The sequence below is a fragment of the Gillisia limnaea DSM 15749 genome, from assembly GCF_000243235.1.
Taxonomy (GTDB): Bacteria; Bacteroidota; Bacteroidia; order Flavobacteriales; family Flavobacteriaceae; genus Gillisia; species Gillisia limnaea.
This window is the reverse complement of the sequence record NZ_JH594606.1, coordinates 1,863,915-1,875,862: the sequence shown is the minus strand read 5'-3', so window position 1 is coordinate 1,875,862 and position 11,948 is coordinate 1,863,915. Positions and strand designations below refer to the sequence as shown.

Here is an 11,948-nt window from a genome sequence, read left to right as displayed (position 1 = left end):
TGCTCCAGGGTAACTGATAAATTGGAGTATGCTTTTAAGGTCTATTTGAATTTTCTTTGCTTAAGGAAGATCTTTCAGCTTATTAATCATTCAGCTTTAAAACGGCCATAAATGCTTCCTGCGGAATTTCTACATTTCCAACCAGTCTCATACGTTTTTTACCTTTTTTCTGCTTTTCCAGAAGCTTTCTTTTTCGGGAAATATCTCCTCCGTAACATTTAGCGGTAACATCTTTTCTAAGAGCCTTAACGGTCTCCCTGGAAATAATTTTAGCACCAATTGCTGCCTGTATAGGAATATCAAATTGTTGTCTGGGGATTAGTTGCCTTAGTTTTTCACACATTTTTTTACCTATGTCATACGCATTATCCACGTGAAGTAAGGCTGAAAGTGCATCTACCACACTTCCGTTAAGGAGAATATCAACTTTCACCAATTTGGAAGCTCTCATCCCAATTGGGGAATAATCAAAGGAAGCATAGCCTTTGGAAACGGTTTTTAACCGGTCATAAAAGTCGAATACTATTTCTGCCAATGGCATATCAAAATTAAGCTCAACCCGTTCCGGGGTTAAATAGGTCTGGTTCGTAATTTGTCCTCGTTTTTCTATACATAAGGACATCACAGAGCCTACAAAATCAGATTTGGTGATAATGCTGGCTTTTATGAAAGGCTCTTCCACCCGAGCAAGGCTGGAAGGCTCTGGAAGATCGGTTGGATTGTTAACCAGGATCGCCTGATCGGGATTTTTATGTGTAAAAGCATGATAGGAAACGTTGGGAACCGTAGTGATCACCGTCATGTCAAATTCCCGCTCCAGTCTTTCCTGAATGATTTCAAGGTGTAACATTCCTAAAAACCCACAACGGAATCCAAAACCAAGGGCCGCAGAACTTTCAGGAACAAAAACTAGCGAAGCATCATTCAGCTGTAATTTTTCCATGGAAGAACGCAAATCCTCAAATTCTTCGGTATCTACCGGATAAATACCTGCAAAAACCATCGGTTTCACATCTTCAAAACCTGAAACAGCTTCGGTAGTGGGATTTTTTGCATCGGTAATGGTATCACCTACCTTTACTTCCCGAGCATCTTTAATCCCCGTGATAAGATACCCTACATCTCCGGCTTTAATTTCCTGACGCGGAAATTGTTTTAACCTAAGTGTTCCAACCTCATCTGCAAAATAATTTTTATCTGTAGCCACAAATTTTATTTGCTGGCCTTTTTTTATCGATCCGTTAAATACACGGAAATATGTCTCAACTCCTCTAAACGGATTGTAAACAGAATCAAATACCAATGCCCTTAAAGGTGCATCGGGTTTTCCTGTAGGAGCCGGAATACGCTCAATAATGGCAGAAAGGATCTCTTCAATACCAATTCCTGTTTTGGCGCTTGCAGGAATAATGTCGCTTTTATTACAACCAAGTAACTCCACGATATCATCTGTAACCACCTCGGGATTTGCACTTGGAAGGTCTATTTTATTCAAAACCGGAATAATTTCAAGATCATTTTCCAGGGCAAGATAAAGGTTGGAAATAGTTTGTGCCTGAATGCTTTGAGCAGCATCTACAATAAGCAAAGCACCTTCACAGGCCGCGATAGAACGGGATACTTCATAGGAAAAATCCACATGTCCCGGGGTATCTATTAAATTTAGAATATACTCTTCGCCTTTGTAGGTATAATTCATCTGGATGGCGTGGCTCTTAATCGTAATCCCGCGTTCCCGCTCCAGATCCATGCTGTCCAGCAATTGCTCCTGTTTTTCACGGTCGGTAACAGAGCCGGTGAAATCCAGCAATCTGTCTGCCAGGGTGCTTTTACCGTGGTCAATATGGGCAATTATACAAAAGTTACGTATGTTCTTCATCTGTCAATTTCAAAGTGAGTGGCCCTTAAACAGCGCCATAAGTTTAAAGCTACAAATATAGTTTTTTTATAAGTGTTTAAAGAATTATTCTTATCAAGGCGGGAGCAGAATTTCCGGTCTTTCTGCGGATTTATTTTCAGCTAAATTTAATGAACATACATTCTTCCAGAAAAGATACATTCAGAAATATAGAGTTGAAAACTCCCAGGTGAAGCTGAAACTTCTCCAGGATCTTATAAAACTGAAAAAGATTGTTTTTTTTCCTAAAAGAAAGTTAATTTTAACCGATGAATACGCCTGATTTTTTAATGCAAACAGTAGGTTGAATTTTCCTCATGCATTCATTGAACTTCAGGAAGGATTTATATTTTTTATCCCTGCGGGCTTGCTCACAGGTAGTTCATAAAAACCCCCGTTCTCTATGAAAGATCAATCTTTAGCCAGTACTGCAACTCCCCGAAATACAAGTCGGCAGGGAACCAATCGTTCCATCATTATTATTGGAGCCCTGTTCTTTATTTTCGGATTCGTAACCTGGCTAAATTCAGTCCTTGTACCTTATCTTAAGATCGCCTGCGAACTCAACAACTTTCAGTCTTACTTCGTGGTAACAGCATTCTACATTTCTTACCTGGTCATGGCCCTGCCTTCGGCCTGGGTTTTAAAGGTTACCGGGTTTAAAAAAGGAATGTCTTTAGGATTGTTGGTCATGGCCGTGGGTGCACTTATTTTTGTGCCGGCTGCTTATACGCGAACCTATGAGATCTTTTTGCTGGGATTATTTGTTCTGGGAACCGGCCTTGCGGTATTGCAAACTGCTGCAAATCCATACATCACGATTTTAGGTCCTATAGAAAGTGCTGCAAAACGCATAAGTATTATGGGAATATGTAATAAAGTAGCGGGAGCCCTTGCGCCATTAGTGCTTGGAGCAATTGTATTTAAAAATACAGATAACCTGATTGAAGAACTGGAATTGATGGATGTTGCTGAAAAGGCACTTGTGTTGAATGAACTTTCGGAAAGGGTAGTGGTCCCGTATCTTATTATGATGGGCGTCCTTATCATTCTTGCGGTATGGATCTACTTTTCTCCATTACCCGAAGTAGATACAGATTCTGAAGATGAAGTTGTGGCAAAATCCAATATCAATAAAAAGAATATTTTTCAATTCCCGCATTTGTTGTTGGGAACCCTTGCCATGTTTTTATATGTTGGGGTAGAGGTCATCGCCGGAGATACTGTGATAAGCTATGGAGCCGAGCAGGGAATCCCGCTTATGGATGCAAAAGCATTTACCTCCTACACACTAATCGCAATGATTATAGGCTATATAATCGGGATCTTTACAATCCCAAAATACATTGCACAGGAACGCGCCTTGCAGGTCTCGGCCGTCCTGGGAATAATTTTAGGTTTGGGGGCCATTTATACCAATGGGTTTATTTCCGTTTTATTGATTTCCTTACTGGGCCTTGCAAATGCGATGGTATGGCCGGCAATCTGGCCAATGGCGATCGCTGGGTTGGGGAGATTTACCAAGATAGGCTCTTCATTTTTGATCATGGCAATTGCCGGAGGTGCAATTTTACCTTTATTTTATGGACGTTTAGCCGATATGTTTGATCCACAACAGGCATACTGGATCGTGATCCCTTGTTATGCCTTTATTCTGTTTTTTGCCTCAAAAGGTCATAAAATAGGGAGAAACCTATAATTTTCCTGGATAAGTCGGCAATGGAATTGCAATACAAAAAGCTCTGTGAACGTTAGAATCATAGAATCAATTTGCGCAAATTTCCATCCGGATCATGGAAATTTTCCCGGAAAGGAAAGCAACAATCTTTTTCAGTGGTTTTATCCCTGAAAAACAATACTATTTATATTGTAAATAATGAGTGATCAAAATAAACCCACTACTGAAAAAAGCTCCAGGTACCAGGATCTTGAATTGATGAGCACTGAAGAATTGCTTCGAAATATGAACAGGGAGGATAAAACCGTTCCAGAGGTCATCGAGGCTGAAATTCCCAAAATCATGATTCTCGTTGATAGTATTGTGCAGCAAATAGCAAAGGGTGGACGGTTATTTTATATTGGAGCCGGAACAAGCGGCAGGCTTGGGGTTTTGGATGCTTCAGAATGTCCTCCTACTTTTGGGGTTAGTGATGATGTCGTTATTGGCCTTATTGCCGGGGGCGATGTTGCCCTTAGAAAAGCGGTAGAAAATGCCGAAGACAACTCGAACGGTGCATGGGAAGATCTTCAGAAATTCAAAATCAATAAAAATGATTTGGTCATTGGCATTGCAGCTTCAGGAACTACGCCTTATGTTATAGGAGGAGTAAAGAAAGCCAGGGAAAAAGGACTAATAACAGCATGTATAACCAACAATAAAAATTCCCCTCTGGCAAAAGAGGTCCAATATCCTATAGAAATTGAAGTAGGGCCGGAATTTGTTACCGGAAGTACCAGGATGAAATCGGGAACAGCTCAGAAACTGGTGCTAAATATGATCTCTACTTCGGTTATGATAAAACTGGGAAGGGTAAAGGGAAACAAGATGGTAGATATGCAGTTAAGCAATAAAAAGCTTATAGAACGCGGCGTTCGAATGATCATGGAGGAACTGAATGTAGACGAAACTATCGCGCAAAACCTGCTTGAAGAGCATAAAAATGTTCGGGAGGTATTAAAGAAAAGCAGGGATTAAAATACGGTTCTTTTAGTTTTAAATTTGAACAAATAAAAATAACTTCGCCTTAAATATTTTATACAAATAAATTCCTATGTTGAATAGAAAACTTATCCTTATTGCATTGGTATTTATGATTGTAATGGCCGGGTGTAAATCAAAAAAAAATATTCCTGCAAAACCTTCAGAACCCCAGGTCTCTGAAATTCCTCCGGTAAAACAGGAAGAACTCCCGGAATCCGTGATCATAAACGAGATTCCCGGGGAGGAAACAGCGGTGACTCCTGTCCAAATCGTAAACAATGCTCCTTTTGTAATGCGGGAATTTCGTGCAGCCTGGATTGCTACGGTAGCCAATATCAACTGGCCAAGCAAATCGGGTTTATCAACCAGCGAACAACAAAGGGAAGCGATTGTTTTACTTGATTTTTTAAAGAAACATAATTATAATGCAGTGATTTTTCAGGCGAGGCCACAGGCAGATGCCCTTTATAAAAGTTCGCTTGAATCCTGGTCCTTTTTTCTAACAGGGGAACAGGGGAAAGCTCCGGAACCATTTTACGATCCTTTACATTTTTGGATAGAAGCGGCTCATGACAGGGGAATGGAATTGCATGTGTGGTTAAATCCTTACAGAGCACACCATTCTACAGGAGGAAAGATCACAGATGCCTCAATAGTTAAAACGCATTCAGATCTTGTGGTAGGGTTAAAAAATGGCATGTACTGGCTGGATCCATCAAAAAAAGGAACTCAGGACCATACCGCTGCGGTAGTAATGGATATCGTGAAGCGTTATGATATTGATGGAATCCACTTTGATGATTATTTTTATCCGTATGCTTCTTATAATAAAGGAGCAGATTTTCCAGATGCAGCAAGTTTTGCAGCCTATCAAAAATCAGGTGGAAAACTATCAAAAGCAGACTGGAGAAGGGATGGCGTAAATACCTTCGTGCAACGAATCTACAATGAGATAAAGGCTGAAAAACCACAAGTGAAATTTGGGATTAGTCCTTTTGGGATTTATCGCCCTGGGTTTCCAAAATCAATTGCAGGAATGGATCAGTATACCGAATTATATGCCGATGCCAGGCTATGGTTAAACGAAGGTTGGATAGATTATTATTCCCCGCAGCTATATTGGAAAATTAACCAAACCAAGCAAAGTTTTCCGGTGCTTTTGGGATGGTGGGAAAGCGAAAATCTGCAAAACCGCCATTTATGGCCGGGAATAAATATAGATTTTGGTGGCGATGCGCTTAATGTAGATGAAACTATCAACCAAATTATGCTCACCCGTGGAATGTTACCGGAAAGCAAAGGAAGTGTACACTGGAGCATAGGTCCGCTTATTAAATATCCAAATGTTTCCAAAGCACTGCTGGAAGGTCCTTATCAAAAAGAGGCCCTGGTTCCTGCAAGTCTTTGGATGAACGCTGTTTTGCCAGCAGCTCCTAATGTGGAGGTAAAAGTTTTACAGGATAAGGTCGAAATAAACTGGGATCATTCGGGTATAGATGAGGTTTTTAAATGGGTAGTGTATTATAAATATAAAGGGGTTTGGAATTATGAAATTTTAAACCGCACTCAAAATTCATTCGAATTATCATACCTTCTGAATAAAAATGAAAAAGGGTCTCATCTTACGGATATTGGAGTTACTGCCGTGGACAGAACAGGAAATGAAAGTAATTTTATCGAAGTTTCGGTTGGAGGATAATAATTGATGAAACCAATGCTGAATTTTTTCACATTTGATCTTGAACTGAAAGAAACTTTTACCATAAGCCATGGTTCCAGGAATTTTCAAAAAACCCTCATCGTTGCTTTAACCGATGGAGCCTATACAGGCTATGGGGAGGCTGCAGCAATATCCTACTATGGTGTTAGCGTAGAAGGTATGATCGCAGCGATAAAGGAGATAGAACCTTTAATTGCGGATAATATTCATAAAACGCCGGAAGAACTTTGGGAAATTACCCAACCCTACTTAAAGGAAAATTCTTTTGCACAATGCGCCCTGGACATTGCCATGCACGATCTTTACGGGAAAAGGAAAGACCTTCCGCTTTACAAATTATGGGGACTGGATTTGAAACAGCTTCCACTATCAAATTATACTATTGGTATTGATACTGTTGAGAAAATGGTACAGAAAATGAAGGATTTTCCCTGGCCGCTCTACAAGATCAAATTGGGTACAGCGGGTGATGTAGACATCATTAAAGAATTGAGAAAGCACACCAACGTAGTGTTTAGAGTAGATGCCAACGCGGCCTGGACCGCAGATGTTGCGATAAAAAATGCTGAGATCCTCAAAGATCTCAACGTAGAATTCTTAGAACAACCTTTAGCGAAAGAGGATTGGGAAGGAATGAAAAAGGTATATAAATATTCTTCTTTACCGGTAATTGCAGATGAAAGCTGCATAGCAGAACAAGACATTGCAAGATGTGCGGGTTATTTCCATGGAGTGAATATAAAACTTACCAAATGTGGCGGCCTCACACCGGCCCGAAGGATGATTGCAGAGGCAAAGGAACTTGGAATGAAAGTTATGGTGGGATGTATGGCAGAGTCTACGGTAGGAATCTCAGCAATTGCGCATTTACTACCTTTGCTGGATTATGCAGATATGGATGGGGCTTTACTCTTAAAAAATGATATAGCTGAAGGTGTGAAGATCTTAGATGGAAAAGTTGTTTTTCCCGATAGGAACGGCACCGGTGTACAATTGATAAACAGGACAATAAAAACTTAGATTTATGTTCAAAAAACTTGCTTTGACCTTACTTACCGCGGTATTGGTATTTGGTTGTAATTCTTCCGAAGAAAACAAAAAATTAATAACTGCCCGGGATGTTATTGCTGAGGTCTCGGGAGAATTTGTGCCAGATAAAAGGGTGGCCCGTTTTGAGGTGGAAGCCATGGGAAATGAGGGAGGGTTGATCCTCAATGGGGAATCCAACCTTCCGGAAGCTGTGCAAAGCCTTCGTTCCAGGCTGGAACAGAAAAATATTGTGTTCATAGACAGTATTGAGCTTCTTCCGGGAAAAATGATGGAAAATGCTTCTAATGCCCTGGTAAAAATTTCGGTAGCCAATCTTAGGTCCAATCCTGCACATTCCGCAGAACTGGCCACCCAGGCTACTTTAGGAACTCCGCTCAAAGTTTTAAAGGAAGAAAATGAATGGTTTTTGGTGCAAACCCCAGATAAATACCTGTCCTGGGTAGATGGTGGTGGCCTGGAAACGCTTAGCGATGAGGAATTCCAGAACTGGAAGAACATCTCTAAAGTAGTCTTTAAACAGCCTTTTGGGTTTGCCTATGAAGAAGCCAATACAACTTCCCCAGTGGTTACAGATCTTGTGGCAGGAAGCATTTTAGAACTGCAGGAAGAACAGGAGAACTTTTACAAAGTCAAATACCCAGACGGTGTGACAGCCTATATTCAAAAGGAAGCCGCACAATTGTATGATGAATGGATTGCCCAACTGGATCCTTCCGCAGAGAACCTTATAAAAACTTCAAGAGCATTGATGGGGCTTCCCTATTTGTGGGGAGGTACCTCAGCAAAAGGGGTAGACTGCAGCGGGTATACCAAAACCATCTTTTTCCTCAACGGGATGATCATCCCCCGGGATGCTTCGCAGCAGGTGCATACGGGTACTTTGGTAGATTCCACACGAAACTTTGAGAACCTTATCCCAGGAGATCTTCTTTTCTTCGGAAGGCCTGCCACAGATACTACTTCAGAAAAGGTGGTACACGTGGGCATGTGGGTTGGCAACAATCAATTTATCCATTCCAGCGGAAGGGTGCGTGTAAGTTCTATAGATAGTACTGCCAGAGATTTTGACGAATTCAACTACAACAGATATCTGCGCACCAAAAGACTGGTCTCTGAAGATGATCCCAACATCATCCTGCTGGAAAATTCAGAGTTGTTTGGTAAGAAAGGTTAACAGCATTTGTGAAACTGCCTGCAGTAAACAGGTGTACTAACAATTTAGGAGTTTTCTTTTTCATGTAAAGCAGAAAAGAAAAAAGTGAAGGCGAAAAGAGTTTAAGCTACCTGCGAAAACGGCCACGAAGGCACAAGGGCAAAAAGAGTGACAAAGCCTTGTGAACCTTAGATAATCAGCGATTTAAGTGCATTTCATTTCACGCAAAGTAAGTAACAGGCCCCAAAGATTTACATATACTTCTTATACAAATTTTCCAGGATCAAAAGGTCCATTGCGTTAAGTTCGCCATTGACTTCAGACTGGATAAAGTGCAGCTTGAAAGCTTTAATGGCCGCTTCCATATTGCTGGTGTCATAGCCAATGATGCGCAGTGCCATTTTAGGATCAACGCTTGTAGTGGCCAGGTCACTTTCAGTAGGCTCTGGAACAATATTCCCCTCAGTTACAACAGGAATGTTGAGGTTTCCGGTTTTGGGCCTTCCATCAAGTACGATCACCGGCACCTCAATCTCGTCATACCAAAGGCCAAAACCTTCTTCTGCGAGTAATTTCCAGGGGAACTTGGGGTTAGGATCTACTTTTCGTCCCGGGGCAATGTCTGAATGGCCTATAAAATTGGCTGCCGGAATATTATACCGTTCTTTTAAGACCTTTAGGAGTTTTATCAGGCTGTTGATTTGTAGTGGAGAAAAAGGTTCAAATCCGTTGTTATCGAGTTCAATACCCAAAGAGGCAGAATTAAGGTCGGTGGTATTTCCCCATTTTCCAGCCCCGGCATGCCAGGCACGGTAATAATCATTAAGCATTTGATAGATCTCACCGTTCTTTCCAATAACGTAATGTGCACTCACCTGTGTAGGAACTTTGGTAAAAGTGGTAAGGGTTTGAGCTAAAGAATCCTGCGCGGTGTGATGAAGGATAACAAAATTTGGCTTGCGCAAATTGAAATTTGTAGTTCCTGCCCAATGCTCACCGTAAGGCAATAAAGCTTCGCCTTCCGGCTGTTCTGTAGGGAAAGTATTCAATTGATCTGTGAGCAACTTAGATTGTTTTTTATGGATCTTATTGGTGGCAGCATAAGGGTTGGTAGCACAGGAGATCACCAGGGAGGCTACAAATATTAAATAGGTGCTTCTTAACAACATGTTCATAGTCTATGTTTTAAATGCAAATATCGTTGATTTGGAATGATATATAGAAGAAAAGAGGCATAGAGAACCTCACGGAAGGCAGCTTCCCGAATAATTTCAGAACAATTTCTGATTCATTTTTATAATTACACGGGTTGCTATTTCCTTCTTCGGTAGGATATTTACCTAAAACTTTGGTCCCTCCTCCTATTCATGAATTTTGCATGCAACGTATATGATAAGCAGATTTTTCCGCTGAAATGAAGATCAAAAATTCAGTAGTATCCGGTGTGAAGGTTATTTAAAATTTCCATCTCACAAAAGCTTCCATAGCTTCATAATTTGCCAGACCCAATTTATGGTAATTCTCTGCGGTTTCCCTGTTTCTTTCCTGGGCTCTCATCCAGAATTCACGCTGGTCATCTCCCGGGAAAACAGGATGATCCTTTTGTGACTGGTGTTGAAAAATAGCATTTCTTTTCCTTTGAACCTCGATAGGAGAGAGTGGAACGGCCATTTCGATATCGTGTGTCTCAAACTCATCCCAGGCTCCGCGGTACATCCATAACCAGCAATCTTTTGTCCATTCCTCGGTCTCGCGAAGACGTTTCATAGCTTCAAGGACTATTCTAAAACATACGATATGAGTGCCATGCGGATCATCAAAATCACCTGCAGCAAATACCTGTTGGGGCTTGATCTCCTGAAGTAATTCCATAGTTAGTTCCACATCGATCGCTTTGACGGGATTTTTTTCAGATTTTCCGGTTTCATAGAAGGGGAGGGCCATAAAATGGATATTTGTATCCTGTAAACCTGCATACCGTGCTCCTGCATAGGCTTCAGATTTTCTTATGAAGGCCTTTACATCCCTTATTTCCGGAAGGTCGGTCTCATTTGGCTTTTTAGTTTTCAGGAAGTCTCTCATTCTGGAGTAAATATCCTTAAGTTTTTGGGTATCCTGACCTATACTTTTATTGAAATCTATGGTAAATTCAATATAACGCAGCACATCGGTGTCCCATACTGCGGTATTTCCGGAGGTTTGATAGGCTACATGCACCTCATGTCCCTGATCTACCAACCGGATAAATGTACCTCCCATGGAAATGACATCATCATCCGGGTGAGGAGAGAAAATAAGGGATCTTTTATGCGCAGGCTCGGCTCTTTCCGGACGCTGGCTGTCATCGGCATTGGGTTTTCCGCCGGGCCATCCCGTTATACTATGCTGTAACTGGTTGAATACATCAATATTTATATCGTATGCAGGGCCCTGTTCAGTAGCTAATTGAGCCATTCCATGGCTGTTATAATCCTCATCTGTTAATTTAAGAATGGGTTTTTCAATTTCAGAAGATAGCCAGATAACCGCTTTTTTAATTAGATTTTTATCCCAGATACAATCTTTTACCAGCCAGGGAGTATTAAACCTGGTCAATTCTGATGCAGCTTCTCTATCCAGCACAAATTTCACGTTATCTGAAAGTTGTAAGTACGTAGCCGGTACTTTCCCTGAAATTTCTCCTTCTACAGCTTTTTTTATAATTGATGCCTTTTTCCTGCTCCAGGCCATCAAAATGATTTCCCGAGCTTTAAAAATTGTACCAATTCCCATGGTGATCGCTTTGGTAGGAACGTTTTCCTTTCCGCCAAAATCCCTTGAAGCATCTCTTCTGGTAAGATCGTCCAGGGTTACCAGCCGGGTACCAGAATTTGGGGCCGATCCGGGCTCATTAAAGCCTATATGTCCCGTTCTTCCTATCCCAAGGATTTGGAGATCTATTCCTCCCATTTCCTCTATTTTATTTTCGTATTCCAGACAATAATTGGCGATATCTTCTTTTGGCAGTGTCCCATCAGGAATATGGATATTTTCCCTTTTAATATCTATATGGCTGAAGAGATTTTCATCCATAAATGCCACATAACTTTGCTTTGAATCTGGTTGCATGGGATAATATTCATCGAGGTTAAAGGTGATGACATTCTTGAAACTGAGGCCATCTTCTTTATGCATTTTCACCAGCTCTGCATAAACATCTACCGGCGTGGCACCTGTGGCAAGGCCCAGGACAGCATTTTTTCCTATAGATTGCTTTTGGAGTATGATTTCCTTGATTTTATTGGCAACTTTTTTTGAAGCTTCGTATTGATCTGGGTATACCGTTACAGGCAGTTTCTCATATCTTGTTTCTTCAAGTAAATTTAATCTTGCCATTCCGGTTATTTTTTGGTTATTATTCCCTAACTCTTAAAAGTAGAAAAAAAGC

8 protein-coding genes are annotated in these 11,948 nt (G+C 41.0%); 5 read left to right on the top strand and 3 right to left on the bottom strand.

The genetic code is table 11. The features are described from left to right. Nucleotides 1-82 precede the first annotated feature (82 nt). Nucleotides 83-1,879, bottom strand: coding sequence for a translation elongation factor 4 (lepA, locus tag GILLI_RS10145; protein WP_006989023.1), 1,797 nt, complete (start codon nt 1,877-1,879; stop codon nt 83-85). Nucleotides 1,880-2,300: 421 nt separating this feature from the next. Between lepA and GILLI_RS10140 the strand changes: the two genes are divergently transcribed. The 5 genes from GILLI_RS10140 (at nt 2,301) to GILLI_RS10120 (ending at nt 8,542) form a co-directional block, all read left to right on the top strand. Next, nucleotides 2,301-3,596, top strand: a complete 1,296-nt coding sequence (locus GILLI_RS10140; protein ID WP_006989022.1) for a sugar MFS transporter — start codon at nt 2,301-2,303, stop codon at nt 3,594-3,596. Between the two features lie 177 nt (nt 3,597-3,773). Continuing rightward, nucleotides 3,774-4,592, top strand: coding sequence for an N-acetylmuramic acid 6-phosphate etherase (gene murQ, locus GILLI_RS10135; RefSeq protein ID WP_006989021.1), 819 nt, complete (start codon nt 3,774-3,776; stop codon nt 4,590-4,592). A 76-nt stretch (nt 4,593-4,668) separates the two neighbouring features. Continuing rightward, complete coding sequence (locus GILLI_RS10130) at nt 4,669-6,297, top strand: glycoside hydrolase family 10-like protein (protein WP_006989020.1); 1,629 nt, start codon at nt 4,669-4,671, stop codon at nt 6,295-6,297. A gap of 15 nt (nt 6,298-6,312) precedes the next feature. After that, on the top strand, nt 6,313-7,338 hold the full coding sequence (locus tag GILLI_RS10125; RefSeq protein ID WP_006989019.1) for a dipeptide epimerase: 1,026 nt from the start codon (nt 6,313-6,315) through the stop codon (nt 7,336-7,338). Between the two features lie 4 nt (nt 7,339-7,342). After that, the gene (locus tag GILLI_RS10120; RefSeq protein WP_006989018.1) at nt 7,343-8,542 is read left to right on the top strand and encodes an SH3 domain-containing C40 family peptidase; all 1,200 of its coding nucleotides are present in this window, start codon (nt 7,343-7,345) and stop codon (nt 8,540-8,542) included. Nucleotides 8,543-8,772: 230 nt separating this feature from the next. Here the strand turns inward: GILLI_RS10120 and GILLI_RS10115 are convergent, their stop codons facing one another. Further along, a complete protein-coding gene (locus GILLI_RS10115; protein ID WP_006989017.1) occupies nt 8,773-9,696 on the bottom strand; it encodes an N-acetylmuramoyl-L-alanine amidase in 924 nt (307 codons plus the stop codon). Nucleotides 9,697-9,976: 280 nt separating this feature from the next. Next, a complete protein-coding gene (gene nagB, locus GILLI_RS10110) occupies nt 9,977-11,896 on the bottom strand; it encodes a glucosamine-6-phosphate deaminase (RefSeq protein WP_006989016.1) in 1,920 nt (639 codons plus the stop codon). Nucleotides 11,897-11,948 lie beyond the last annotated feature (52 nt).